Annotated in this window: 24 protein-coding genes, 2 pseudogenes and 1 riboswitch; of the genes and pseudogenes, 18 read left to right on the forward strand and 8 right to left on the reverse strand. The window is 72.0% G+C overall.

The genetic code is table 11. From position 1 onward, the window contains the following. Positions 1 to 25: 25 nt before the first annotated feature. From panC to EIO00_RS19385, 7 genes and pseudogenes are all read left to right on the forward strand, one after another. A complete protein-coding gene (gene panC, locus EIO00_RS19355) occupies positions 26 to 889 on the forward strand; it encodes a pantoate--beta-alanine ligase (RefSeq protein ID WP_140180988.1) in 864 nt (287 codons plus the stop codon). Beyond that, the gene (panD, locus tag EIO00_RS19360) at positions 889 to 1,314 is read left to right on the forward strand and encodes an aspartate 1-decarboxylase (RefSeq protein ID WP_140180990.1); all 426 of its coding nucleotides are present in this window, start codon (positions 889 to 891) and stop codon (positions 1,312 to 1,314) included. The genes panC and panD overlap by 1 nt, the downstream gene beginning before the upstream one ends. 76 nt (positions 1,315 to 1,390) lie before the next feature. Next, entirely contained in the window at positions 1,391 to 3,121 is a 1,731-nt protein-coding gene (locus EIO00_RS19365) for an L-aspartate oxidase (RefSeq protein ID WP_140180992.1), read from the forward strand. 10 nt (positions 3,122 to 3,131) lie between these two features. Further along, positions 3,132 to 3,989, forward strand: coding sequence for a carboxylating nicotinate-nucleotide diphosphorylase (nadC, locus tag EIO00_RS19370; protein ID WP_140180994.1), 858 nt, complete (start codon positions 3,132 to 3,134; stop codon positions 3,987 to 3,989). Between the two features lie 15 nt (positions 3,990 to 4,004). Then, on the forward strand, positions 4,005 to 4,790 hold the full coding sequence (locus EIO00_RS19375) for a type III pantothenate kinase (RefSeq protein WP_140180996.1): 786 nt from the start codon (positions 4,005 to 4,007) through the stop codon (positions 4,788 to 4,790). Positions 4,791 to 4,980: 190 nt separating this feature from the next. Beyond that, a pseudogene (locus EIO00_RS19380) lies at positions 4,981 to 5,340 on the forward strand (OB-fold nucleic acid binding domain-containing protein); the annotation flags it as partial. Positions 5,341 to 5,374: 34 nt separating this feature from the next. Further along, the gene (locus tag EIO00_RS19385; RefSeq protein WP_241661469.1) at positions 5,375 to 6,424 is read left to right on the forward strand and encodes a DAK2 domain-containing protein; all 1,050 of its coding nucleotides are present in this window, start codon (positions 5,375 to 5,377) and stop codon (positions 6,422 to 6,424) included. Positions 6,425 to 6,569: 145 nt separating this feature from the next. On the opposite strand, the gene EIO00_RS19390 is transcribed toward EIO00_RS19385, so the two are convergent. From EIO00_RS19390 to EIO00_RS19405, 4 genes are all read right to left on the reverse strand, one after another. Next, positions 6,570 to 6,842, reverse strand: coding sequence for a hypothetical protein (locus EIO00_RS19390; protein ID WP_140181000.1), 273 nt, complete (start codon positions 6,840 to 6,842; stop codon positions 6,570 to 6,572). A gap of 89 nt (positions 6,843 to 6,931) precedes the next feature. After that, a complete protein-coding gene (gene thiD, locus EIO00_RS19395; protein ID WP_140181002.1) occupies positions 6,932 to 7,786 on the reverse strand; it encodes a bifunctional hydroxymethylpyrimidine kinase/phosphomethylpyrimidine kinase in 855 nt (284 codons plus the stop codon). 63 nt (positions 7,787 to 7,849) lie between these two features. After that, positions 7,850 to 8,419, reverse strand: a complete 570-nt coding sequence (locus EIO00_RS19400) for a cellulose binding domain-containing protein (RefSeq protein WP_140181004.1) — start codon at positions 8,417 to 8,419, stop codon at positions 7,850 to 7,852. Between the two features lie 171 nt (positions 8,420 to 8,590). Continuing rightward, on the reverse strand, positions 8,591 to 9,553 hold the full coding sequence (locus EIO00_RS19405; protein ID WP_140181006.1) for a thiamine-phosphate kinase: 963 nt from the start codon (positions 9,551 to 9,553) through the stop codon (positions 8,591 to 8,593). A 92-nt stretch (positions 9,554 to 9,645) separates the two neighbouring features. Here EIO00_RS19405 and EIO00_RS19410 point away from each other — a divergent pair, with 92 nt between their 5' ends. Genes EIO00_RS19410 through EIO00_RS19420 form a run of 3 tightly spaced genes read left to right on the forward strand, consistent with a single transcriptional unit; the run spans position 9,646 to position 11,085 of the window. After that, positions 9,646 to 9,879: an Lrp/AsnC family transcriptional regulator gene (locus tag EIO00_RS19410; RefSeq protein WP_140181009.1), complete on the forward strand. Its 234-nt coding sequence runs from the start codon at positions 9,646 to 9,648 to the stop codon at positions 9,877 to 9,879. Positions 9,880 to 9,883: 4 nt separating this feature from the next. Beyond that, on the forward strand, positions 9,884 to 10,339 hold the full coding sequence (locus EIO00_RS19415) for a DUF3515 domain-containing protein (protein WP_241661471.1): 456 nt from the start codon (positions 9,884 to 9,886) through the stop codon (positions 10,337 to 10,339). A 41-nt stretch (positions 10,340 to 10,380) separates the two neighbouring features. Continuing rightward, complete coding sequence (locus EIO00_RS19420; protein WP_140181013.1) at positions 10,381 to 11,085, forward strand: maleylpyruvate isomerase family mycothiol-dependent enzyme; 705 nt, start codon at positions 10,381 to 10,383, stop codon at positions 11,083 to 11,085. On the opposite strand, the gene EIO00_RS19425 is transcribed toward EIO00_RS19420, so the two are convergent. Then, positions 11,037 to 11,942, reverse strand: coding sequence for an oxidoreductase (locus EIO00_RS19425; RefSeq protein ID WP_175596280.1), 906 nt, complete (start codon positions 11,940 to 11,942; stop codon positions 11,037 to 11,039). The genes EIO00_RS19420 and EIO00_RS19425 overlap by 49 nt on opposite strands. Positions 11,943 to 12,142: 200 nt before the next feature. Here EIO00_RS19425 and EIO00_RS19430 point away from each other — a divergent pair, with 200 nt between their 5' ends. After that, entirely contained in the window at positions 12,143 to 12,853 is a 711-nt protein-coding gene (locus EIO00_RS19430; RefSeq protein WP_140181016.1) for a helix-turn-helix transcriptional regulator, read from the forward strand. Here the strand turns inward: EIO00_RS19430 and EIO00_RS19435 are convergent. Both EIO00_RS19435 and EIO00_RS19440 read right to left on the reverse strand, forming a co-directional pair. After that, positions 12,811 to 14,010, reverse strand: a complete 1,200-nt coding sequence (locus EIO00_RS19435) for a globin domain-containing protein (protein WP_140181018.1) — start codon at positions 14,008 to 14,010, stop codon at positions 12,811 to 12,813. The two genes, EIO00_RS19430 and EIO00_RS19435, sit on opposite strands and share 43 nt — an antisense overlap. 113 nt (positions 14,011 to 14,123) lie before the next feature. Beyond that, the gene (locus EIO00_RS19440; protein WP_140181020.1) at positions 14,124 to 14,585 is read right to left on the reverse strand and encodes an RrF2 family transcriptional regulator; all 462 of its coding nucleotides are present in this window, start codon (positions 14,583 to 14,585) and stop codon (positions 14,124 to 14,126) included. Between the two features lie 420 nt (positions 14,586 to 15,005). Between EIO00_RS19440 and lysS the strand changes: the two are divergent. Then, a pseudogene (lysS, locus tag EIO00_RS19445) lies at positions 15,006 to 16,100 on the forward strand (lysine--tRNA ligase); the annotation flags it as partial. Positions 16,101 to 17,034: 934 nt separating this feature from the next. Next, entirely contained in the window at positions 17,035 to 17,253 is a 219-nt protein-coding gene (locus EIO00_RS19450; RefSeq protein WP_422100059.1) for a LuxR family transcriptional regulator, read from the forward strand. A gap of 91 nt (positions 17,254 to 17,344) precedes the next feature. Here the strand turns inward: EIO00_RS19450 and EIO00_RS19455 are convergent, their stop codons facing one another. After that, positions 17,345 to 18,403: a C40 family peptidase gene (locus EIO00_RS19455; RefSeq protein ID WP_140181024.1), complete on the reverse strand. Its 1,059-nt coding sequence runs from the start codon at positions 18,401 to 18,403 to the stop codon at positions 17,345 to 17,347. Between the two features lie 3 nt (positions 18,404 to 18,406). Further along, a riboswitch (cyclic di-AMP (ydaO/yuaA leader) is annotated at positions 18,407 to 18,551 on the reverse strand. Positions 18,552 to 18,761: 210 nt separating this feature from the next. On the opposite strand from EIO00_RS19455, the gene EIO00_RS19460 reads away from it, so the two are divergent. The 5 genes from EIO00_RS19460 to EIO00_RS19480 form a co-directional block, all read left to right on the forward strand. Then, entirely contained in the window at positions 18,762 to 19,268 is a 507-nt protein-coding gene (locus EIO00_RS19460; protein WP_422100058.1) for an amino-acid N-acetyltransferase, read from the forward strand. Positions 19,269 to 19,276: 8 nt separating this feature from the next. Next, positions 19,277 to 20,005 (forward strand): RDD family protein, encoded by a 729-nt coding sequence (locus tag EIO00_RS19465; protein ID WP_140181026.1) that lies wholly within the window; start codon positions 19,277 to 19,279, stop codon positions 20,003 to 20,005. Between the two features lie 17 nt (positions 20,006 to 20,022). Further along, a complete protein-coding gene (locus EIO00_RS19470; protein WP_140181028.1) occupies positions 20,023 to 20,487 on the forward strand; it encodes an RDD family protein in 465 nt (154 codons plus the stop codon). A 711-nt stretch (positions 20,488 to 21,198) separates the two neighbouring features. After that, on the forward strand, positions 21,199 to 21,519 hold the full coding sequence (locus EIO00_RS19475; protein ID WP_140181030.1) for a histone-like nucleoid-structuring protein Lsr2: 321 nt from the start codon (positions 21,199 to 21,201) through the stop codon (positions 21,517 to 21,519). A 401-nt stretch (positions 21,520 to 21,920) separates the two neighbouring features. After that, positions 21,921 to 24,499, forward strand: a 2,579-nt coding sequence (locus tag EIO00_RS19480) for an ATP-dependent Clp protease ATP-binding subunit (RefSeq protein WP_140181032.1), incomplete at its 3' end; no start/stop codon positions are given.

The raw sequence follows: 24,499 nt of genomic DNA on the forward strand, positions 1-24,499 counted from the left end.
CCTCGAGCAGAAAGGGAAACCGTTCATGACACCGGTCATCGCCCGGACCCGTGAGGAGCTGGCCGCCGCCCGCGCCCGGCTCCGCGGCACGGTGGCGTTCGTCCCCACGATGGGCGCGCTGCACGCCGGGCACCGGTCGCTGATCCGCCGGGCGCGGGAGCTGGGCGACGCGGTGGTGGTGAGCATCTTCGTCAACCCGCTGCAGTTCGGGCCGAACGAGGACCTGGACCGCTATCCCCGCACCTTCGACGACGACGTCGCGATGTGCGCGGCCGAGGGCGTGGACCTGGTGTGGGCGCCGACCCCGGAGGTGATGTACCCGGTCGACCCCCAGGTGCGGCTCAGCTCGGGCCGGATGGGCGCGATCGTGGAGGGCGCGGCCCGGCCGGGGCACTTCGACGGGGTGCTCACGGTCGTCATGAAGCTGTTCCACCAGGTCCGCCCGGACGTGGCGGTCTTCGGGGCCAAGGACGCCCAGCAGCTCGCCCTGGTCCGCCGGATGGTCGCCGACCTGGACGTGCCGGTGCGGATCGAGGCCGTCCCCACCGTCCGCGAACCGGACGGGCTGGCGCTGTCCAGCCGCAACCGCTACCTCTCGGACGCCGAACGGGCCACCGCCCGCCACCTGTCGCGCGCCCTGCGGGCGGGCGCCGAGCGGGTCGCCGACGGCCCGGCGGCCGTGCTGGAGGCCGCGCGGGCCGTGCTGGACGAGGCGACCCGGGCCGACCCCCCGCTGCACGTGGACTACCTGGTCCTGGTCGACCCGGCCACCTTCGAGGAGGTCGGCCGCGACCACGTCGGCGAGGCCGTGCTGGCCGTCGCCGGCAAGGTCGGCACCACCCATCTGATCGACAACACGCCCCTTCGGTTCGGCCCCCGGGAGAGCTGATGTTCCGCACCATGTTCAAGTCGAAGATCCACCGCGCCACGGTGACCCAGGCCGACCTGCACTACGTGGGGTCGCTCACCGTGGACCGGGATCTGATGGACGCCGCCGACCTGCTGCCCGGCGAGCAGGTGCAGGTGGTCGACATCGACAACGGCGCCCGGCTGGAGACCTATCTGATCGCTGGCCCCCGGGGCAGCGGCGTGATCGGCGTCAACGGGGCCGCCGCCCGCCTGGTCAGCCCCGGCGACCTGGTGATCATCATCAGCTACGCCCAGATGACCGACGAGGAGGCGCGTTCGTTCACGCCGCGCGTGGTGCACGTCGACCGCGACAACCGGATCATCTCGCTCGGCGACGACCCCGCCGAGCCGGTTCCCGGCTCAGATCAGCTCCGCGGCGACGCCGTCGGGCCGACGGCCCGTTGACGGACCCCCGGGGATCATCCCGTGTTCCCCACCGGTTAATGTCATTGTGACGAAAAATCCCCCAGGGGAGGGCGAGATGATCCCTCGACGTCTGCGCGCGCCCGAGCCCGGCTGGAGCGTCGACACCGACGTGGTGGTGGTCGGCTCCGGCGTCGCCGGGCTGGTCGCCGCGCTGGCCGCGGCCCGCGAAGGGCTCGGCCGGGTGCTGATGGTGACCAAGTCCCGGCTGGAGGCCGGGTCCACGCGGTGGGCGCAGGGCGGGATCGCCGCCGCCCTCGCCCCCGAGGACAGCCCGCACGAGCATCTGGCGGACACCCTCGCCGCCGGCGCCGGGCTGTGCGACGAGGAGGCCGTGCGGATCCTGGTCACCGAGGGGCCGGCCGCCGTGCGGCGGCTGATCGCGCTGGGCGCCGGCTTCGACCGGGACGCCGACGGCGGCCTGGCGCTGACCCGCGAGGGCGGCCACCGCCGGCGCCGGATCGCGCACGCGGGCGGGGACGCCACCGGCGCGGAGATCAGCCGGGCCCTGCTGGAGGCCCGCCGGGCGGCCGGGATCGAGGTCATCGAGCACGCTCTCGTGCTGGACCTGCTGCTGGACTCCGCCGGCCGGGCCTGCGGGATCACCCTCCACGTCATGGGGGAGGGACGGCGGGACGGGGTCGGCGCCGTGCGGGCGAAGGCCGTGGTGCTGGCCACGGGCGGCCTGGGCCAGGTCTTCTCCGCCACCACCAACCCCGAGGTGTCCACCGGCGACGGCGTGGCGCTGGCGCTGCGCGCCGGGGCCGAGGTCACCGACCTGGAGTTCGTGCAGTTCCACCCGACCGTGCTGTGGCTGGGCGAGGACGCCCGCGGCCGCCAGCCGCTCATCTCCGAGGCCGTCCGCGGCGAAGGGGCGTTCCTGGTCGACCGGTCCGGCGAACGCTTCATGGTCGGCCGCCACGAGCTGGCCGAGCTGGCGCCGCGGGACGTGGTCGCCAAGGGCATCATGAGCCGGATGCGCGAGACCGGCGCGCCCTGCATGTACCTCGACGGCCGTCACCTCGGCGCCGAGCTGTGGCGGCACCGCTTCCCCACCATCCTGGCCGCCTGCCGGGAGCACGGCGTCGACCCGGTCACCGATCTGATCCCGGTCGTGCCGGCCGCCCACTACGCCAGCGGCGGCGTCCGCACCGACACCTGGGGCCGCACCTCGCTGCCCGGCCTGTACGCCTGTGGGGAGGTCGCCTGCACCGGGGTGCACGGGGCCAACCGCCTGGCCTCCAACTCCCTGCTGGAGGGCCTGGTGTTCGGCGAGCGCATCGCCGCCGCCATCGGTGCGGACCTGGCCCGTCCGTCCGTCCGCCCGTCCCGCCGGCCGGCCGCCGCGGCCTGTGACGCCCGCCCGCAGGGCCTGCTCGACCCGGCGGTGCGCGAGGACGTCCAGCAGATCATGACCGCCCACGCGGGGGTGCTGCGCGGCGCCGAAGGGCTGCAGACCGCCGCCCGGGAGCTGGCCGCCCTCGCCGGCAAGACCGGCGGCGACCCCTGCGTCGAGGCCTGGGAGGCCACCAACCTGCACGCCGTGGCCTCGGCGATCGTCGCCGCCGCCCGGCTGCGCACCGAGACCCGCGGCAGCCACTGGCGGCACGATCACCCCGCCGGCGACGACTCCGCCTGGCGGGGGCATCTGGTGACCACCCTGACCGACGACGGCCTGACCACGGTGTACGAGCCGCTGCGGCCGGCGGCGGAGACGGCGGACGCGTCCGGGGAGGGCCGGGGAGGCGGACGGGCGTCCTCCGCGGGGACGCGGGAGACGGCGGCGTGAGGAGCAGGCGATGACCCCAGAGCTCACCGAGCGGCTCACCGAGGCGGGGCTGGACCCGCGGGCCGTGCAGGACCTGGTGGAGCGGGCGCTGGCCGAGGACGGCGAGGTGGACGTCACCAGCGAGCCGATCTTCGGGCCGCAGGAGACCGCCCGCGGGGAGTTCACCGCGCGACAGGACGGCGTGGTCGCGGGACTGCCCGTCGCCGCCGCCGTCTGCCAGGCGCTCGGCCTGCGCCCCGTGCCGCACGTCGAGGACGGCCGGCGGGTCGTCGCCGGGCAGGTGCTGATGACCGTCTCCGGGCCGACCCGCGCGGTGCTGCGCGCCGAGCGGGTCGCGCTGAACCTGCTCACCCACCTGTCGGGGGTGGCCACCGAGACCCGTCGCTGGGTGGACGCCGTCGCGGGCACCGGCGCGAAGATCCGCGACACCCGCAAGACGCTGCCGGGCCTGCGCGCCCTGCAGAAGTACGCGGTGCGCTGCGGCGGCGGCGTCAACCACCGGATGGGCCTGCACGACGCCGCGCTGATCAAGGACAATCACATCGCCGCGGCCGGTTCGGTGACCAAGGCCTTCCAGGCGGTCCGCGCCGTGTACCCGTCCTTGCACGTGCAGGTCGAGTGCGACACCCTCGCCCAGGTCGCCGAGGCGCTGGAGGCCGGGGCGACCTCGATCCTGCTGGACAACATGGACGTCGAACGACTGCGGGAGGCGGTGCGGCTGGCGGCGGGCCGGGCCGAGCTGGAGGCCAGCGGAGGCCTCACTCTGGACCGGGCCCGAGACGTCGCCGTGACCGGGGTGGACTACCTTGCGGTAGGGGCGCTGACGCACTCGGCGCGCTCCTTCGACATCGGCCTTGACTTTTCCTGAAACAGCGGGGACCTGATGCTGCTCACCATCGACGTCGGCAACACCCACACCGTGCTCGGGCTCTTCGAGGGCGAGGAGGTCATCGAGCACTGGCGGATCAACACCGACGCCCGGCGCACCGCCGACGAGATCGCCGTCGTCCTCCAGGGGCTGATCAGCCAAAGCCCGTTGCTGGCCGACACCGACATCAGCGGCATCGCGGTGTGCTCGACGGTCCCCTCGGTGCTGCACGAGATGCGCGAGATGTGCCGCCGCTACTACGGCGACGTGCCCGCGGTCATCGTGGAGCCCGGCGTCAAGACCGGCGTTCCGGTCCGGATGGACAACCCCAAGGAGGTCGGGGCCGACCGGGTCGTCAACGCCCTGGCCGCCATCCACCTGTACGGCGGTCCGGCGATCGTGGTCGACTTCGGCACCGCCACCACGTTCGACGCGGTCTCCACCAAGAACGAGTACGTCGGCGGCGCCATCGCCCCCGGCATCGAGATCTCCATCGACGCCCTGTCGGCCCGCGGCGCCCAGCTGCACAAGATCGAGCTGAGCCGGCCGCGCCACGTGATCGGCAAGAACACCGTCGAGGCCCTGCAGTCCGGCATCATCCACGGGTTCGCCGGCCAGGTCGACGGGCTGGTGGAGCGGATGGCCGAGGAGCTGACCGACGACCCCGACGAGCTGACCGTCGTCGCCACCGGCGGGCTGGCCCCCATGGTCCTCGACGAGGCCCGCAACATCGACGTGTACGAGCCCTGGCTGACCCTGATCGGCCTGCGCCTGATCTACGAGCGCAACGTCGGCTCCTGAAGGGCGCCGCGGCGGGGCCGGCCCCGGCGCGGGAGCGGGGCGCCGGCCGGGCCCCGCCGCGCCGCCGGAGCCGGCGGGCCGGGAGGGACGGACCGGGCCGGGCCCCGCCGCGGTTCGCGGGCGGCGGCCCCGGATCGGTAGCCTGGCGTGCGTGAGTGCGCAGCAGGACTACGAGGACCTTCCGGAGCAGATGCGGGTCCGGCGGGAGAAGCTGAACCGCCTCCGTGAGAAGGGGATCGACCCCTACCCGGTGAACTTCCCGCGGACCCACACCCTCGCCGAGGTGCGCGAGCGGTACCCGGATCTGGAGCCGGGCGCCGAGACCGGTGAACGGGTGGGCGTCACCGGGCGGGTCATGCTGCTGCGCAACACCGGCAAACTGTGCTTCGCCACGATCCGGGACGGGTCCGGCGAGCTCCAGGTGATGCTGTCGCAGGCCAAGGTCGGCGAGGAGCAGCTGGCCGCGTGGAAGCGGGACGTGGACCTGGGCGACCACATCGGGGTCGAGGGCGAGGTCGTCACCTCCCGGCGCGGCGAGCTGTCGGTGATGGNGGCAGCTGGAGGTCCTGGCCGCCGACGGAGTGGTGGACGCGGGCGCGGCCGGATGGTGCGTGCTGCTGGACGCGTTGGCGGCCGCGATCACCGGCGAGCGCCCCGAGCGGCGCGCGGTGCCCGCGCCCAGACGCCCTCCGGACCTCGCGCCGCGGTCCGCCGGCCCCCGCGACGAGGCCCCCGGCCGGGACGGCCCCGGCTATGAGGTGATGTACGCGCTGGACGCCCCGGACGAGGCGATCGGCGGCCTGCGGAGGCGGCTCGCCGGGCTCGGCGACTCGCTGGTGGTGGTCGGCGGGGACGGACTGTGGAACGTGCACGTCCACGTCGGCGACGCGGGGGCGGCGATCGAGGCCGGGCTGGCGGTGGGGCGCGTGCACCGGATCAGGGTGACGTGCCTGCACGCCGCACGGCGTCCGCGGCCGCCGCGCCGGGGGCGCGCGGTGGTGGCGGTGACCGCGGCGGACGGTCCGGCGGCGCTGCTGGAGGAGGCCGGGGCGCGGGTGGTGCGGCATGAGCCGGGCGCGGCGCCGTCGGCGGCGGCGCTGGCGGAGGCGATGCTGGCGGCCGGGGACGAGGTGGCGGTGCTGCCGGACGGTCCCGAGGCGCTGGCGGCGGCCGGGGCGGCGGCCGAACGCGTCCGCGGCGGCGGGACGCGGGTCGCGGTGCTGCCGATCACGGAGGTCGTGCAGGCGCTGGCGGCGCTGGCGGTGCACGACCCCTCGCGCCGGTTCGACGACGACGTGCTCGCGATGAGGCGGGCGGCGGAGGCGATGCGGGTCGGGCGTCTGCGGTTCGCCGGCGGCGAGGGCGCGGGCGGAGGTCGGGCCGGAGAGGTGCTGGGCCTGGTGGAGGAGGAGGTGGTGGCGTCCGGGACCGACCCGGCGACGGTGGCCCGCCGGGTGCTGGACCGGCTGCTGGACGGCGGCGGCGAGCTGGTCACGCTGGTCGTCGGGGAGGACGCCCCCGACGGCCTGGCGGCGCTGCTGCAGGAGTGGCTGCGGCGGGAGCGGCCGGATGCGGAGCTGGTCGTCTGCGAGGGCGGCCGGCCGGACTGCCCGCTGCTCATCGGGGTCGAGTGAGCGACGGGGACGGCCCGGGGAGGGCCCGGGGAGGGCGCGCGACACGGCGACGCCCCGGCCGGGCAAGGGGGATGGGGGATGCCCGGCCGGGGCGTCGCCGCGGGGGTGGGGGGACTCGGGGCGCCGTAGCGGGCTCGGGCGGCGCTCAGGCCGCGACGCCGAGCACGCGGCGGATGTCGTCGACGGCGCGGTCCAGTTCGCCGGCGGGGGCGATGCGCTCCGCCCAGGCCCACCAGAACCAGGCCTCGTCGCTGCAGGCCTCGATGATCACGTGCTCCTCGGCGACGGGCAGGTCCGGGTTGAGAACGTGCAGGCGCGGGGCCCTGCCGAGCGGCTCCTCAAGACGCGTGCACAGGCCGGCGCGGCTCAGGCGGGCGGCGAGCTCCTCCAGGTGGCGGTATGGCGATTCGGTCGCCATGACATGACCTCCAGGTGACCGACGGGTTTCGGTCCACGCCTTCAGGATGGGCCGCCTTTACCTGAACGAGCAAATCTCGCAGGCAGTTTTTACCTTTCCTGTGTTTGATCGCCGGCTTCACCGGGGACTCGCAACCGCCATCCGTGGTCCACCGGGCCGATGCCGGAGCCCAGCGGGAAGCCCGCCGCGATGGCCCCGGTGATGTACTCCTTGGCCAGCCGCACCGCCTCGGGCACGTCGGCGCCGAGCGCCAGATGCGAGGCGATCGCCGAGGCCAGGGTGCACCCGGTGCCGTGGGTGTGCCGGGTGTGGTGCCGGGGCGCGGCGAACCGGTACTCGCGCTCCCCGTCGAACAGCAGGTCGACGGGGTCGCCGGGCAGATGACCGCCCTTGATCAGCGCCCACCGCGGGCCGAGCGCCACGATCGCCTCGGCGGCCTCGCGCTGCCCCGCCTCGTCGACCACCTTCACCCCGGTGAGCTGCTCGACCTCCCACAGGTTGGGGGTGGCGACGGTGGCGGTGGGCAGCAGCGCGGTGCGCACCGCGTGCACCGCCTCCGGGGCCAGCAGCGGGTCGCCGTGCTTGGAGACGCCGACCGGGTCGACGACCACCGGCACGTCCTCCAGCCCGGCCAGGACCTCGGCGACCGTCTCCACCAGGACCGGGGAGGCGAGCATGCCGGTCTTGACCGCCTGCGCACCGATGTCGGACAGCACCGAGTCCAGCTGGGCCCGCACCGCCTCCGGGGGCAGCTCCCAGGCGCCCTGAACGCCCAGCGAGTTCTGCGCGGTGACGGCCGTGACGACGCTCATCCCGTGAACGCCCAGGGCCAGCATCGTCTTCAGATCGGCCTGGATGCCGGCGCCGCCGCCGGAGTCGGAGCCCGCGACGGTGAGCACCCGGGCGGGCGTGGAAGAGGGCGGGAAGGGGGGATTGTCGGTCATGCGGCCCACCTTAGCCGCGCCGCCCAGCCCCGAGGCCGCGGCCGCCGGGGGCCGGGGCGAGATTCAGCCCAGCTCGCAGGGGGCGTCGTTGAACTTGCACACCGTGGGACGGGCCGGGGTCCCGACGGCGGTGTAGGTGATCTCGACGGTCTCGCCGGGGCCGAGGACCGGGGTCGTGGTCCGGTTGCGCAGCCAGGTGACCTGACCCTTGGACTCGACCACGGCGTTCTCCACGGTCAGCACCCGGGCGTCGGCGAACTTGAAGCCCAGCCGCCAGCCCGCGACCGGCTCGTCGCCGTGGTTGGCGATGGTCACGGTGCCGGTGTAGCCGGTCTCGGTGCGCCGGTCCACCTGGAACGAGACCAGCACGCCGTCGCGCGGCGCACCGGCCGCCGGCTCGCGGCGGCCGGAATCGGCCTGCGCCTGCCGCGGCGGACCGCCGGCGAAGTTCAGCGAGATCTGCGAGGTGCCCCACGCGTACGAGACGACCCCGATGGCGACCACCAGCGCGACCATCGGCAGCAGCGGCACCGAGACGAGCATCTTGCTCCAGCTGCGGGCCGGACGTCGGCGCGGCCGGCTCTCTTCGTCGGCGGGGGCGTCGCCCTCGGTCAGCTTGGCTTGTCGTCCCATTCCGTCCTCATTCGGTCCTTGGCAGATATATCAAAAGGTCGACCAAGCGCGCCCACTGTAGCGACAAAACCGCCAATGTGATCTCTCCGGCGAGTCGGGCGGGCGGCCGGCGGGCGGACCGTCGGGAACGGGCCGGGGACGGACGCGCGGAGCAGGCCTCGGGGGCGGGCCTCAGGAGCGGAAGTGGTCCCAGCCCCCCGCCTCGACGGGGCGCCCGTCCACCGCGACCCCGGCCGGGCCCGCCGCGGCCCGCCCGATGACGGTCCACTCCGGAGGGAGCGGGACGTCCGGCGGGAAGGTGCCCGCGAAGGCGTGGTCGTCGCCGCCGGTCAGCACGTGCCGGAGCCCGTCGGGTCCCAGTTCGGCGGGCACCGGCAGCGCCGCGGAGTCCACCTCGATCCGCACGCCGGAGGCGGTCGCGATGTGCCCCAGGTCCTGCACCAGCCCGTCGCTGACGTCGATGAGGGAGGTCGCCCCCAGCTCGCGGGCCTGCGGGCCGGCCTCGTAGGGAGGGCGCGGCCTGCGGTGCGCCTCCAGCAGCCCGGCGGGCCCGTCCCGGCCCTCCGCCAGCAGCGCCAGCCCGGCCGAGGCGTGTCCGAGCCGTCCGCGCACGGCCACCGCATCGCCGGGGCGGGCGCCGGACCGGGTCAGCGGCGGACCGCCGCCCAGGTCGCCCAGCGCGGTGACGGCGAGCGTGACCTGGGGGGCGCGCACCACGTCGCCGCCGACCACCGACGCCCCGACCAGGGCGCACTCCTCGCGCAGCCCGTCGACCAGGCGCAGCGCCCACTCCAGCGGCGTGTCCGGGGGCGCGGCCAGCCCCAGCAGCAGGGCGGTGGGGCGGGCGCCCATCGCGGCCACGTCGGCGAGGTTCTGCGCGGCGGCCTTGCGCCCGACGTCGTAGGGGCCCGACCAGTCGCGCCGGAAGTGACGGCCCTCCACCAGGAGGTCGGAGGTGGCGACCACCCGGCCGTCGGGGGCGGCGACCACGGCCGCGTCGTCGCCGGGGCCCAGGGCGACCCGGGGCCCTTGGGGCAGCCGTGCGACGAGCCGCTCGATCAGGGTGAACTCACCCGCATCGCCAATGGTGTTCACCGTTCCTTTTCGCCCCGCTCTGTCCCATCGACGTCCCATGCCGTAAGTTTTCCGGGGGCGGGGCGGTCCGCCCCGCGGATACACGATACGGTTGCCGTCCAACGGCTCTTTCTCCGCCCGGGGAGGACGTGATGGTGCAGGCCTACATCCTCATCCAGACCGAGGTAGGCAAAGCAGCCGAAGTGGCTCACCACATCTCGGGCATTCCCGGAGTGACCCAGGCGGAGGACGTGACCGGACCCTACGACGTGATCGTGCGAGCGGAGGCGCGGAATGTGGACGAGCTCGGCAAGCTCGTCGTCGCGCGAATCCAGACGGTGGAGGGGATCACCCGCACGCTCACCTGCCCGATCGTGCACATTTAGTCGCGTGCGCGCATTGCCGCTGCCCGGGCTGCTCGGGCTGCTCGTGGTGTTGACGGCCTGCGGGGACGGCGCGGTGAGAGTGCCTCCCCCCGCGGCGGACACGGCGTCCGCGAAGTTGTGCGCGGGCCTGCGGCTGCCCGAACGGGTCAAGGGGCGGCCGCGCCGGGACACCTCGCCGGAGTCGCCGCTGACCGCCGCCTGGGGGTCGCCGGCGATCGCGTTGCGCTGCGGAGTGCCGCGGCCCGCGGCGATGCGGCCCGACGCCCAGCTGATCACGATCAACGGGGTGCACTGGTTCCCCTACCCGCAGGACCGTCCGGTGACCTACACGGCGGTGGGCCGGCAGGCCTATGTCGAGGTGACGGTCCCGGCCAAGTACGAGCCGGCCGGGGACGTGCTGATCGAGCTGGGCGACGCCATCAAGACCACGATTCCGGAAAAACCCGAAGGACAGATGTGACCGTTCTGTGATAGGGCGTTCGGGCGTCTTAGATTGGTCTGGTGGACGTTGCACCGCTGCAGGACCTCGACCCGTTCGACATCTTCGACGCCGAGGCCGCCCGGTTGGAGGCGTACTTCACCGGCCTGTCCGGCCGGGAATGGGACCGTCCCTCGCGATGCGCCGGCTGGTCGGTGCGGGACGTGCTGGCCCACCTGGCCGGTGAGGAGCTCTACAACCAGGCCTGCCTGGACGACGACCTGCCCGGCCTGTTCGCCCGGCTGGAGCGGGAGGGCGTCACGGGGCTGGCCGCGTTCAACGACTGGTGCGTGGCCGTCCGCCGGGACCGGCCGGTGCTCCAGGTGCTGCGGGAGTGGCACACCAAGAACGCCGACACCCGGCGGCGGATGCGCGAACGCGGCGCCGACGCGACGCTGCCCACCATGGCGGGCCCGTATCCGGTGGGCCTGCAGACCTTCCACTACTGCTCCGAGTACGCCACGCACGCCGACGACGTCGGGGCGCCGGTGCGCGCCGAGGAGGAGCCGGCGCGCACCGACTGGCGGTGCCGGGTGGGGCTTTTCGCGCTGAGCGAGCTCGACGGGCCCGTCCGGGTGGAGGCCGCGGGCGACCGGTACCTGGTGCGGTTGGGAGAACAGCGGGCCGAGCTGTCGCCGGCCGAGTTCGTGGACGCCACCACCGCCCGCCTTCCGGCCCATCACCCGCTGCCCTCTCCGCTGCGCACCGCGCTGCGCTGTCTGGCCTGAGCCGGTCGGCCGAGCGGCGTCCCGAGCTCGGCGAGGTCCTCCTCGGTGAGCTCGATCCGGGCCGCCGCCACGTTCTCCTCCAGGTGCCGCAGGGAGGAGGTGCCGGGGATGGCCAGGATCGCCGGAGACCGCGCCAGCAGCCAGGCCAGCATGATCTGGGCGGCGGTGGCGCCGTGCCGGGCGGCGACCTTGGCCGCGCGCTCGTCGGGCAGCCCCCACAGCGGGAAGAACGGCACGTAGGCGATGCCCGCCCGGGTGCACTCGTCCACCAGCGGATCGTCCTCCCGGGCGGTCAGCGCGTACTTGTTCTGCACCGCGGCGACGGGGGCGATGGCGCGGGCCTCGGCCAGGTGGGCGGCGCTGACGTTGCTGATCCCCAGGTGCCGGATCAGGCCCTCCTCCCGGAGGGCGGCCAGCGCGGCGAACCGTTCGGCGATGGACTCGGCGGGCGGTCCGCCCAGCCCGCCGACCCGCAGGTACACCAGGTCGAGACGGTCGACCCCCAGTTCCCGCAGGTTGCGCTCGACGGAGGCGCGCAGCCGGTCCGCCGTCTCCTCGCCCGAGGGCCGCCCCCGCTCGTCCAGCCGCGGTCCGACCTTGGTGGCGATGACCAGCCCGTCCGGGTAGGGGTGCAGCGCCTGGCGGATGAGCTCGTTGGCGGCCAGGTCCCCGTAGGTGTAGAAGGCGGCGGTGTCGATGTGGTCGACGCCCAGTTCCACGGCCCGGCGCAGGACCGCCAGCGCGGTGTCGCGGTCTCCGGCGGGGCCGTCCCAGCTCTTGGCGGGCAGCCGCATCGCCCCGAACCCCATCCGGGCGATCGGCGTGTCCCCGCCGAGGTTCCAGCGTTCGTTCGGCATGCCCCCAGCCTCGGCGGGGACGGTTCCGCAGGCGAGCGGATGGCAGCTTGCTGCCATTTCACCCCGAACCGGTTCCGCCCTCGGCGACGCGGGACGCCCGCACGGGCCGGTCACGCGGATCCCCGTGCGCATCCCGTGCGCATTTCGTGCGGCCCGGTGGCGCGGTCGGATCCGCGGATCGATCGTGCAGACTGGTCGTGATGACGGCAGACCTGGACCGCAACGTCGTCCTGCGAGGCGAACGGGAGCTGGTGGAACGGGCGGGGCCGCTGCTGGCCGCCGCGCGCGAGGAGTTCGCCTGCGCCGCGGCGGATCTGCGGACCTGGGCGCTGCCCGGGGCACGCGAGGAGATCGTGGCCGAACGCCATCGGCGGGCTCCCGGCCTGCGCGCCCGCAAGCTCTACAGTCCGCTCGCCCTGGCCGACGAGGAGTCCGAGCGGCTCCTGGTGGAGCTGGCCGACCGAGGCGCGCAGGTGCGGATCTGCCGCACCCCGCTGCCGCAGGAGACGATCCTCGTCGACGGGCGGGCGGCGGTGCTGGCCGGTCCCGTGGAACGGGGAGTGCGCACCTTCACCGTGGTGCGGTCGCCGGACGTGGTGCGCGGGGTCCGGGCGCTGTACCGGGCGGCCTGGGAGTCGGCCGTCGATCTGGCCGCCTACCGCCGGGCCCGGCCGCCGATGCCCGACGAGGAGGGGCGCCGGGTGCTGGGCATGCTCGCCGCCGGGCTCACCGACGAGGCCGCCGCCCGACGGCTGGGGGTGTCGCTGCGGACCTACCGCCGCCGGGTCGCCGCGCTGATGACGCTGCTGGGCGCGGACTCCCGCTTCCAGGCGGGGCTGCGCGCCCAGCAGCTGGGGCTGGTGCCGGCTCAGACGTCGGCCAGCCACAGGTCGGGGCCGAAGACCTCGTAGTGGATGCGGGACGGCGGGACGCCGCGGTCCAGGAGCTGGGAGCGGACGGCGCGCATGAACGGGAGCGGACCGCACAGGTAGGCGCGGACGTCCCGGGGGAGGTCGATGCCGGACAGGTCGGCCAGGCCGGTCCGCTCGGCGGGCCACTCCCCCGTCGGCCGCTCGTACCAGACGTGCGCCTGGGCGTCGGGGAGCTTGTTCAAAAGCAGGTCCAGGTCGGCGCGGAAGGCGTGGGTGCGTTGGCTGTGGTCGGCGTGCACCACGACGACCCGGCGCGAGGCCCCGGTGTTGGCCAGGTGGGCGAGCATGCTGACGGTCTGGGTGCAGCCGATGCCGGCGGAGGCCAGCAGGACCGGTGATTCGCCGTCGTCGAGCACGGTGTCGCCGAACGGGACGCTGACGGTGAGCACGTCCCCCTCCCGCACGTTCTCGTGCAGCCAGGTGGAGACCTCACCGGCCGGGGCGTCGTCGGTCGCGTCCACCCGCTTGACCGTGATCCACCGGTCGGTGCCGTTGGGGGCGCACGAGAGGCTGTACTGGCGAATCTGGTTGGCCCCGTCCGGCAGCGGGACGCGCACCGACACGTACTGGCCGGGCTTGAACGGCGGGGCCGGCGACCGGTCGGCGGGACGCAGCATGAACGTCACCACCCCGGGGACCTCCTCCAGACGCCCGACGACCTTCCAGGGCCGCCATACGTCGCCGTCGGCGACCCCGGCCTCGGCGTACAGCCTGGCCTCGGCCGCGATCAGCGCCCCGCCCATCAGCCAGTAGACCTCATCCCAGGCCGCGGCGACCTCGGGGGTGATCGCATCGCCGAGCACGTCGGCGATGGCGGCGAACAGGTGCCGCTGCACGATCGGGTACTGGTCGGCGGTGATGCCCACGGAGGCGTGCTTGTGGGCGATCCGCGACAGCATCACGTCCGGTCGCCGGTCGGGGTGCTCCAGCAGCATCCGGGCGAACGCGGCGATCGAGCCGGCCAGCGCCCTGGCCTGCTCGCCGTTGGCCTGGTTGCCGCGGTTGAACAGGTCGCGGAGCAGTTCGGGATGGGCGGTGAACATCCGGTCGTAGAACCGCGGAGTGATCTCTTCTATGGCGTTCGCGACGGCGGGCAGCGTGGCGCGGACGAGCTCGGCCGACTTGTCAGACAGCATCGATCCTCCAAATAGGAATCTGATAGTCAAATTATCTGGTCGCCCTGGCGAGGGGTCCGCAGGGGGGGTGGAGGAACCGTCGGAAGGCCCGCCGGGGCGGGCCGGAGAGGACGTCAGGAGGGGCGGTCGGTGAGCTGGATGAGCACCGGCCCGCCGGACTGCTCCAGCGGCTCATTGGATCGGTCCACCAGATCGCGCACCGTCACCGGGTCGAGGGCCGCGTAGAACGCCTCCTGGGCCTCGCGCAGCGCCTTCCGCAGCCGGCAGATCGCCCGCAGCGGGCAGGGCGGAGCGTCGTCGCAGCCCGCCACGTCCCCCGACCCCTCCAGCTCGCGCATCAACGCACCGATGGAGAAGTCCCGGCCGCGCTCGGTCAGCACCAGCCCGCCGCCGCGCCCTCGGCGGGCCTCCACCACGCCGAGCTCGCTCAGCCGGCTGACCACCTTGGCCACATGGGTGTACGGAGCGTTCACGGCCTCGGCGACCTGTCGGGTGGTGTGGATCTCGGCGGGGTCGGCCACCGCCAACCGCATGGCGATCCGCAGGGCCAGATCCGTGAACCTCGTGAGCCGCACGCCACTCACGGTACCGAGCCGGACCCGATGGGTGCACGGCATCGGGCGAATCCGACGCACACCGGCGCACATCCGGCGCGCATCCGGCGAACTCCGCGGGTCGCACGCCCTCGCCGGCCCGGGGGCTGCGAAAGAAGGCATGCGCGCATAGCAAGGCCCTCAGGGCGACCGAGGGCACCCGATCAGCGTTCCCACAAGGGATCCGTCACAAACGATCAACTCGTCCATGACCGCGTCTTTTCGCTAGCGGCGTACGGAGGAAGCATCGGGGGCCGGAAGGTAGTTGGATGTCTTGTACGGCTCACTAGTCCCCGACCTCAAAGGTCTCCTTGGGGACCGGCGCCTGAGGAGGCGACTGGATGTTCGAGAGGTTCACCGACCGTGCGCGGCGGGTCGTCGTCCTGGCCCAGGAAGAGGCCNGCCGACCGGTACGCGATCACCTCCAAGTGCCTGCGTCCGCTGCCGGAGAAGCACGCCGGGCTGACCGACCCGGAGGCCCGGGTGCGGCTGCGGTACGTGGACCTGATCGTCAACGACGAGGCCCGTCGGATGGCCCGCCTGCGCAGCGAGACGGTGCGGGCGGTGCGGGACTTCTGGCACGAGGAGGGGTACCTCGAGGTCGAGACCCCGATGCTGCAGCCGATCCACGGCGGTGCGGCGGCGCGTCCGTTCGTGACGCACATCAACGCCTACGACATGGACCTGTACCTGCGGATCGCCGTGGAGCTGTACCTCAAGCGGCTGGTCGTCGGCGGGATCGACAAGGTCTTCGAGGTCAACCGCAACTTCCGCAACGAGGGCGCCGACTCCACCCACAACCCCGAGTTCACGATGCTCGAGGCGTACGGCACCTACCTCGACTACAACGACATGGCCGAGCTGACCCAGCGGATGTACCAGCGGGCCGCGCAGGCGGCGCTGGGCACCACCGTGGTCGTGCACGACGGTCAGGAGGTGGATCTGGGGCTGGCGGAGTGGCCGCGGATCACCCTCTACGGCGCGGTGTCGGAGGCGTTGGGCGAGGAGGTCACCCCGCACACCCCGCTCGAGCAGGTCCGCAAGCTGGCCGACGCCCGGGACGTGTCCTGGGACCCCTCCTGGGGGCAGGGGCGGATCGTTCAAGAGCTGTTCGAGGAGCTCGTCGAGCACACCCTGATCCAGCCCACGTTCGTGATGGACTATCCGCTGGAGACCTCCCCGCTGACCCGGCAGCACCGCTCCGAGCCGCTGCTGACCGAGAAGTGGGACCTGATCGGGTTCGGCACCGAGCTGGGCACCGCCTACAGCGAGCTGATCGACCCGATCGAGCAGCGTCGCCGGTTGACCGAGCAGTCGCTGCTGGCGGCCGGCGGGGACCCGGAGGCCATGCAGCTGGATGAGGACTTCCTGCGGGCGCTGGAGTACGGCATGCCGCCCACCGGCGGCGTGGGCGTCGGCATCGACCGAATGATCATGGCCTTCACCGGCAAGGGCATCCGGGAGACCATCCTGTTCCCGCTCGTCAAGCCGGAGTGAGTGAAAAGTCCGTTGTCAGCCTCTGGACAACCCGGCGGTGGATGTCCGTAAATCCCCCGTGGGGCGATCCGCCCACCGGTGCCCGCGGGGCGGGCACCGGTGGGCCTCCGTGGCCGTCGAGGGTCGCCCGCACCCGGCCCCGCTTTTCGGATGGGAAGCTCGGTGAATTGAGGACGTCTGCAAAAGCCCGATCCGAGCGGATGAGGATCCTCACGCAAGGCCGCTCCGGGCGCTGCGCCCCTCGCCCGGCCGCGTTGTGAAAGCGTTGTTTGCGCAGGTCACTGCCGTGCAGTCAAGAAGATCGTAATGATCTGTGACGTTCGGTGGTGCTATGAGCGCAGAGCGTGACATTTACTCGCTTGACGACCTCTACCCGGCCGCCTAGCGTTCCGTCCCATAACGCACCACGACCATGGCCGATCATCGCCGCCGGGTGGTCAAAGACGCGGAAAGGGCAGGGCGAAAGAGGGCTCGACATGACCCATTCCGGACACGACCGTCCCGGCCCCGTCGCGTGCGGCATCGCCCGGTGCGGGCTTCGGCGCCCGCCGGATCCCGCCTCGCGGCCGCTTCGCGCACCCTCGGCGCGACGGGCCCGGTGGAGGTCCTTCTCTGCATGGTTACCCACTGCCGCCCGGATGCGCCATAGCTCGGGGGCATCGGCCGAATTCGGCCACATCGTCGGAGCCGGTGGACGCTCCGACGCGTCGGATCTACCAGGAGAGCGGCGCCGCTCTCCCACAACCGAACACTACGCGCACCCAGTCGGCTGTTGTGGGCCGGTCGACGACTCCCTCACCCCGCAACCAGCGCGTACCGATTAAGGCCTACCCGTACCTATGCGGCACGCGGCCCCGGCCGTGCCGCATCCCCGCGGTCAGCACCACGGACGAGGGAGGACGGAGTGGAACAGGCCACACTCGCACGTCGTGGCATCGAGGAGCCGCGCCTCACCGAGGAACCGCGCCTCAGCGAAGACGACATCCGGCTGCTCGCCCAGATCGCCACCGGCGTCACCGCAGATGTCGCGGCGCGTCGGCTCGAACTGAGCGCGCGGACGCTGCGACGGCGGTTGCGGGCCATCTGCGACAGGCTCGACGTGAACACCCCCATTGAGGCCGTCGTGTGGGCGGCCCGAAGGCAGCTGATCTGACCGACGCCGGACCAGAGCCCGGAACCGACGTGTGACGGGGGCGGGCGGGCGCACGACGGGGTGCGCCCGCCTCGACGTGTTCAGGGCGTGCTCAGGCCACCCGGACCGCGCCCGCGAACGGACGGCCCGCCAGCGGCGAGATCTTGACCACGTCGCCGGTCTGCGGGGCGTGGATGAACTTCCCGTTCCCCACGTACATCCCCACGTGGTGCAGGTCGGAGTGGAAGAACACCAGGTCGCCCGGCTGGAGCTGGCTGCGGGGGATCCGCGTGCCGGCGTTCCACTGGCTGCCGGTGTAGTGCGGCAGGTTGATGCCCACCTGCTTGTAGGCCCACATCGTCAGGCCCGAGCAGTCGAACGCGTTGGGTCCCGCGGCCCCCCACACGTACGGCTTGCCGAGCTTGGTCATCGCGTACCGCAGCGCCTGGGCGGCCTTCCCGGTGCCCACGACCGGCAGCCTGGCCAGCGCGCTGGGGTCCCGCTCGACGACCTGGCCGCGGACCTTCTCGTACAGCCGGGTGACCTCCTTGCGCTGCCGGTCCAGGTCCGCGCGCAGCTTCTCCACCTGCGCGGCGCGGTCCTCGGCCGACTTGCGGGCCCGCTGCGCGGACTGCATGGCCTGCAGCAGCCCTCGCACCTTGGTCCCCTCCTGGGTGGAGAAGTACTGCAGGGCGGCGGCCTGGTCGAGGACCCGCTGGGGATCGCCGCTGCTGATCAGCGCCACGGCCGGGTCCACGCCGTTGTGCATGTAGCTGTTGGCGGCCAGGCTGCTGACCTTCTGGCGGATCTCCTCCAGCTCCTTCTCCTGCCGCTCGGCGTTGGCGGCGGCCACCTGGGCGGCTCGCCGCGCCTGCGACAGCTGGACCCTCAGCCCGTTGTACCGCTCGGTCAGCTGCTCGAGCCGGTCGGCGAGCTTGAAGGCCTGGTCGGTGAGCTCCTTGGTGGAGGGTTCGGGGTCGGCGTGCGCCGGGGCCGGAGCCAGCGCCGTGACCGCCAGCACGGCCCCGGTCAGCCCGGCCAGCGCGGCGCTCCGCCATCGGCCGCGGGAGGTGCGGGATGAGCGCCTGCCTCCTCGCCCGGCCGGGCGGACCGTGTCGTGCTGGGCGGATGGGAGGCCCTGCGGATCGGCTTCGGGGCGGATGGACTCCACTCGGTCTCCTCTCCTGATCCGCCTACCGGGTTAGCTGACGGGTTCGGGCGAAGGAGGGCCCTACCGCGGTCGGCGCGCCGCATCGGGCGCCGGAGCGGACTCACCCCCAGGGGCGCACCCTCTCAGTCGGGTCCGGCGGAGCCCATGCTCCTGCCTGCCCAGGGGCGTCGGATGGGTCCCCGGCTCCACCGGGCATCGGGGCGCCCGGCGGACTCGGCGGTCGGTCTCAGCGCAGGACGCGCTGATGTCAGCGTCGCAGACTAACGGAGTCCGACCGCCCTGCCAACAGGGACATGGCCCGCCGCGGCGGCGCACCGGTACGACGAGGGGGTCCGGCGACCGATACGCTCAGCTGCTTGTGGAGGTCACGATCAGGCGGGCGCGAACGGCCGACGTCCCGGCGATCCACCGGCTCATCGACAAGTACGCGGGCGACGGACGGACGCTGCGGAAGTCGATGGTGACCCTCTATGAAGACGTGCAGGAGTTCTGGGTGGCCGACGACCGCGAGCTCGGCGTCGTCGGCTGCGGCGCCCTGCACGTGATGTGGGAGGACCTCGCCGAGGTCCGCTCCGTGGCGGTCGACGAGCGCTGCTGCCGCCGCGGCATCGGGCATCGGATCGTGACCCGGTTGCTGGAAACCGCCCGGGAACTCGGCGTGCGGAGGGTGTTCTGCCTTACCTTCGAAGTGGAGTTCTTCCGGCGTCACGGCTTCCGCCCGATTCAGGGCACTCCGGTGTCGCCGGAGGTGTACGAAGAACTCCTGCGTTCTTATGACGAAGGCGTGGCCGAGTTCCTCGATCTCGACCGCGTCAAGCCGAACACCCTGGGCAACACCCGGATGCTGCTACGCCTGGAGGAGTGACCGAAGCGATGAGCGACCCGTACCGCGGGGGGCAGGCCTACAACCCGCACTGGCAAGGGGGGAACGCGCCCGGGCAGTGGCAGCGACCGCCACAGGCGCAATGGCAGTCTCCGCCTCCGCCCGGCGGGCAGGCGCCGGGCGGGTACGGCGGTTATGACCATGCTCCGGCGGACGACCTGCAGCTGGCCCCGATTGCGCGGCGGGCGGGCGCCCGGCTGATGGACAACGTCCTTGTGGCGGTGTTCGGATTCGCGCTCGTACTGCCGATCACATGGGGCGTGATCGGGCTGGACGCGCCCGGCAGCGATACCCGCACCGAAGGCGGTGTGTGGAACTGGCCGATCATCATCACGCTGTTCGTGGTGCTGGCCGTGCTGCCTTTCCTCTATGAGGCGCTCCAGCTGGCGTTGTGGGGCCATACGCTCGGCAAGCGGATGCTGGGGCTCAGCGTCGTGCGCGACGACGGCGAGGCGATGACGGTGACCCAGGCGGTTTGGCGCGCGGCCGTCAACAACATCGGCTATCAGCTCGCCCTGTTCCTGTTCCTGATCCTCGCGGTGAAGGTGTGGGAGTACTTCGCCTACGGGATGCTGCTGGTGTCGATAGGCATGGTGATGGCTTATCTGTGGGCGATCTGGGATCAGCCGCTCCGCCAGGCGGTGCACGACCGGCTGACCGGGACCGTGGTCGTGGACGACCGGGTGCCTCTCGAGGACGCGCACTACGACGCCGCCTGAGGGCGCCTGAGCGGGTCATGCGCGACGGCGGAGCGCCGGATGGGGCGCCGGCGGAGCCCGCCCAGCGGCTGGCGGCCAGGGTCGTCGACACCCTCGTGGTGGGGTTGCCGGTGACGCTGGTGACGACGTCGGAGCCGCTGGGCCTCCCTCCGGCCACGGCGGAGACGCTGACCGCTCCGATCCTGGCCGGGCTGCTGCTGGTGTACGAGACGGTCCAGCTCGCCTTGTGGGGGCGCACGCTGGGCAAAAGGCTCGTCGGGCTGCGGGTGCGCAGCGAGGACGGCGCCGGGGCGGGACCGGGGGTCGGCCATGCGGCCCTGCGGGCGACCGTGTACGCGGCGCCGATCGCGATGCAGCCGATCCCGCTCCTGGGGCCGGTGATGGGCGTGCTGTGGGTCGGCAACGCCCTCTTGACGCTGAGAGAGCCGCGGCGGCCGTTGCACGACCGGCTGGCGGGCACCGTGGTGGCCGCGGCCCCCTAGAGACCCGTCCGGACCGGCCCGGCCGCCGGAGCGACGCTCGCATTCGGAGCTTTTCTGCTCCTATCGGGCTGCTACGGTGAAAAACCGTCCGGACGTCGCCGCGGATGGAGCACGGATTTCCCGGGACGGCGCCCGGGACGGCCCTGTGGAGGCCGTCCCGATCGCCGGCCCGCGAGGGCCCGCGGGCCCGCCATTCCATGGCCCGTGGGGCTTAGCGGCGTTGCCCGCGGGCTAATCCGCGACGGGGACGCGGCGCCCCCCGTAGTCCGTTAAGGTAGTTGTGGGGCCTATTTATCTGCTATCTTCCGCCCGGACTTGCCTCCGACTTGCCCCGGACTTGCCGCGCGGCGCCGTCGGGGGAGGCTACGCGGCGTGTCCGCACCGAGGCTTTACCGAGGACCGCCGGATTGCCTCCCGGGAACTTGCGATCTTGACGCCCGCGAGAGCGGCCCCCCTGATCGCGGGTGCGCAAAACGCCCATGCCGGGGCGGCTCGGCGGGATGCGCCGGTCGGACAATTCCTGCTGCCCGCTCCCGGGAGCGCGCCGGGGAGCGGACTAAGCTGGGCATAGCGGATTCGCCCCCGCTGATTACGGCGTGTTACCGCCCTGTCGGGAATCTTCCCCGCGCGGCGTTGAATTGTCATCCGCAAGCGCTTCGGTATATCTTTGGAAACCGAATGTAGTTTGCTCCGGCGGAAAGGTCTGTCCCCATGGCACAGAAGGTTCAGGTGCTTCTCGTCGACGACCTCGACGGTGGCGAGGCGGACGAGACCGTGTCGTTCGCGCTCGATGGCACCTCGTATGAGATCGACCTCAGTGGCGAGAACGCAAAGAAGCTGCGGGACTCTCTTGCGCCGTTCGTGCAGCACGCCCGTAAGGCGGGTTCTACGCGACGTCGCCGTTCGCGCGGCGCGTCCAGCCGGGAGCGCAGCGCGGAGATCCGTGCCTGGGCCAAGGCGCAGGGCATCAAGGTCAGCGAGCGGGGTCGCATCCCGGCGAGCGTCGTGGAGAAGTACGAGGCGAGTCACTGAGTCGTCACCGGTGACGGCCCGCCCACCGGGTGACCCGGGGCGGGCCGTTCGCTTGCGGCGAAGCACCTGTGTCCGCCCCGGGGAACGGACACCTGCGCCCGGAGCCGGCCCATCGCCGCGAGTCCGTCCATCGGAATGAGAATGCCCAGGTCGGGCGAGGTCCGGACCGATCCGTGACCGGGCTCGCAGAGCGTCGCGCGAGCGGGGTGAAAGCCGTTCGCTGGAGGCGTACCGGGAACATGCCGGGGCCGCGTGGTAGTTGGATGAGGATGAACAGCGCTTAGCTGGGGAACGTCTCCTGGTGGGAGTGCACCGGGTGGCCTCCTCGGGGCGGGCTAGTCGGCGGGAGGACGGGTTCGGAGACACCGGATCCGACCGACCGCTCTCAGAGGAGCGACGAGATGTTCGAGAGGTTCACCGACCGCGCGCGGCGGGTCGTCGTCCTGGCCCAGGAAGAGGCCCGGATGCTCAACCACAACTACATCGGGACCGAGCACATCCTTTTGGGTTTGATCCATGAGGGTGAGGGGGTCGCGGCGAAGGCCCTGGAGAGTCTGGGGATCAGCCTGGAGGCGGTGCGGCAGCAGGTCGAGGAGATCATCGGTCAGGGTCAGCAGGCGCCGTCGGGGCATATTCCGTTCACGCCGCGGGCCAAGAAGGTGTTGGAGCTGTCGCTGCGTGAGGCGTTGCAGCTGGGGCACAACTACATCGGGACCGAGCACATCCTGCTGGGGTTGATCCGGGAGGGTGAGGGCGTCGCGGCGCAGGTTCTGGTGAAGTTGGGCGCGGATCTGAACCGGGTGCGCCAGCAGGTGATCCAGCTCCTGCACGGATACCCCAACCCCAAGGAGACCACCGCCCCGGGCCCGTCGGAGTCGACGCCGCAGGGGTCGGCCGTGCTCGATCAGTTCGGGCGTAATCTGACGCAGGCGGCGCGTGAGGGCAAGCTTGATCCGGTGATCGGGCGGGATGCCGAGATCGAGCGTGTGATGCAGGTGTTGTCGCGNNNGGGCAAGCTTGATCCGGTGATCGGGCGGGATGCCGAGATCGAGCGTGTGATGCAGGTGTTGTCGCGGCGGACGAAGAACAACCCGGTGTTGGTGGGTGAGCCGGGTGTGGGCAAGACCGCCGTGGTGGAGGGGCTGGCGCAGAAGATCGTCAAGGGTGAGGTGCCCGAGACGCTGCGGGACAAGCAGCTGTACACCCTGGATCTGGGTGCGTTGGTGGCCGGGTCGCGGTATCGGGGGGATTTTGAGGAGCGGCTGAAGAAGGTGCTCAAGGAGATCCGCACCCGTGGGGACATCATCTTGTTCATCGATGAGATCCACACGCTGGTGGGGGCGGGTGCCGCGGAGGGCGCGATCGATGCGGCCAGCATCCTCAAGCCGATGCTGGCGCGGGGTGAGCTGCAGACGATCGGGGCGACCACGCTGGATGAGTACCGCAAGCATCTGGAGAAGGATGCGGCGTTGGAGCGGCGGTTCCAGCCGATCCAGGTGGCCGAGCCGTCGTTGGCGCACACCATCGAGATCCTCAAGGGGCTGCGGGATCGGTATGAGGCCCATCATCGGGTGTCGATCACCGATGGGGCCCTGGTGGCGGCGGCGCAGCTGGCCGACCGCTACATCTCTGATCGGTTCTTGCCGGACAAGGCGATCGATCTGATCGATGAGGCCGGGTCGCGGATGCGGATCCGGCGGATGACCGCGCCGCCGGACCTGCGGGAGTATGACGAGAAGATCGCCGCGGTGCGTCGGGAGAAGGAGTCGGCGATCGATGCGCAGGACTTTGAGAAGGCCGCGGCGTTGCGGGACAAGGAAAAGCAGCTGCTGGCGGCCAAGGCGCAGCGGGAGAAGGAGTGGAAGGCCGGCGACATGGACGTGGTCGCCGAGGTCACCGAGGAGCTGATCGCCGAGGTGTTGGCCACGGCGACGGGGATCCCGGTGTTCAAGCTGACCGAGGAGGAGACCTCCCGTCTGTTGCGGATGGAGGAGGAGCTGCACAAGCGGGTGATCGGTCAGCATGATGCGATCAAGGCGTTGTCGCAGTCGATCCGGCGTACCCGGGCGGGGTTGAAGGATCCCAAGCGGCCGGGCGGGTCGTTCATCTTCGCCGGCCCGTCGGGGGTGGGCAAGACCGAGCTGTCCAAGACGCTGGCGGAGTTTTTGTTCGGGGACGAGGACGCGCTCATCCAGTTGGACATGAGCGAGTTCATGGAAAAGCACACCGTCTCCCGGCTGTTTGGGTCCCCGCCGGGGTATGTGGGGTATGAGGAGGGCGGTCAGCTGACCGAGAAGGTGCGGCGCAAGCCCTTCTCGGTGGTGTTGTTCGATGAGATCGAGAAGGCTCATCCGGACATCTTCAACAGTCTGCTGCAGATCTTGGAGGATGGTCGGCTCACCGATGCCCAGGGCCGGACGGTGGACTTCAAGAACACGATCATCATCATGACCACCAACCTGGGCACGCGGGACATCTCCAAGGGTCAGTCGCTCGGGTTCGCCCGCGCTGATGATCACGTGGGGGACTATGAGCGGATGAAGGCCAAGGTGCAGGAGGAGCTCAAGCAGCACTTCCGGCCGGAGTTCCTCAACCGGGTCGATGACATCGTGGTGTTCCACCAGCTGACTCCCAAGGAGATCATCCAGATCGTGGATCTGATGATCGCTCGGGTGGATGAGCGGCTGCGGGATCGGGACATGGGGATCGAGTTGAAGCCGGCGGCCAAGGAGTTGTTGGCCGAGCGGGGGTATGACCCGGTGTTGGGGGCGCGGCCGTTGCGGCGCACGATTCAGCGGGAGATCGAAGATTCCCTGTCGGAGAAGATCTTGTATGGGGAGGTGAAGGCCGGGCAGATCGTCATCGTGGATGTCGAGGGTGAGGGTGAGCAGGCCCGGTTCACCTTCCGGGGGGTGCCCAAGCCGGTCGCGGTGCCCGATGGTCCGCCGCCGGTGGAGGGCGCAGTGAACTTCAACAAGGA

Source organism: Thermomonospora catenispora (genome assembly GCF_006363815.1).
Lineage (GTDB): Bacteria > Actinomycetota > Actinomycetes > Streptosporangiales > Streptosporangiaceae > Thermomonospora > Thermomonospora catenispora.

Excerpts from the sequence above, each read along its gene's own strand:
- panC (WP_140180988.1), top strand. The coding sequence starts at position 26 with ATGACACCGGTCATCGCCCGGACCCGTGAGGAGCTGGCCGCCGCCCGC.
- panD (WP_140180990.1), top strand. The coding sequence starts at position 889 with ATGTTCCGCACCATGTTCAAGTCGAAGATCCACCGCGCCACGGTGACC.
- EIO00_RS19365 (WP_140180992.1), top strand. The coding sequence starts at position 1,391 with ATGATCCCTCGACGTCTGCGCGCGCCCGAGCCCGGCTGGAGCGTCGAC.
- nadC (WP_140180994.1), top strand. The coding sequence starts at position 3,132 with ATGACCCCAGAGCTCACCGAGCGGCTCACCGAGGCGGGGCTGGACCCG.
- EIO00_RS19375 (WP_140180996.1), top strand. The coding sequence starts at position 4,005 with ATGCTGCTCACCATCGACGTCGGCAACACCCACACCGTGCTCGGGCTC.
- EIO00_RS19390 (WP_140181000.1), bottom strand. The coding sequence starts at position 6,842 with ATGGCGACCGAATCGCCATACCGCCACCTGGAGGAGCTCGCCGCCCGC.
- thiD (WP_140181002.1), bottom strand. The coding sequence starts at position 7,786 with ATGACCGACAATCCCCCCTTCCCGCCCTCTTCCACGCCCGCCCGGGTG.
- EIO00_RS19400 (WP_140181004.1), bottom strand. The coding sequence starts at position 8,419 with ATGGGACGACAAGCCAAGCTGACCGAGGGCGACGCCCCCGCCGACGAA.
- EIO00_RS19405 (WP_140181006.1), bottom strand. The coding sequence starts at position 9,553 with ATGGGACGTCGATGGGACAGAGCGGGGCGAAAAGGAACGGTGAACACC.
- EIO00_RS19410 (WP_140181009.1), top strand. The coding sequence starts at position 9,646 with ATGGTGCAGGCCTACATCCTCATCCAGACCGAGGTAGGCAAAGCAGCC.
- EIO00_RS19425 (WP_175596280.1), bottom strand. The coding sequence starts at position 11,942 with ATGCCGAACGAACGCTGGAACCTCGGCGGGGACACGCCGATCGCCCGG.
- EIO00_RS19430 (WP_140181016.1), top strand. The coding sequence starts at position 12,143 with ATGACGGCAGACCTGGACCGCAACGTCGTCCTGCGAGGCGAACGGGAG.
- EIO00_RS19435 (WP_140181018.1), bottom strand. The coding sequence starts at position 14,010 with ATGCTGTCTGACAAGTCGGCCGAGCTCGTCCGCGCCACGCTGCCCGCC.
- EIO00_RS19465 (WP_140181026.1), top strand. The coding sequence starts at position 19,277 with ATGAGCGACCCGTACCGCGGGGGGCAGGCCTACAACCCGCACTGGCAA.
- EIO00_RS19470 (WP_140181028.1), top strand. The coding sequence starts at position 20,023 with ATGCGCGACGGCGGAGCGCCGGATGGGGCGCCGGCGGAGCCCGCCCAG.
- EIO00_RS19475 (WP_140181030.1), top strand. The coding sequence starts at position 21,199 with ATGGCACAGAAGGTTCAGGTGCTTCTCGTCGACGACCTCGACGGTGGC.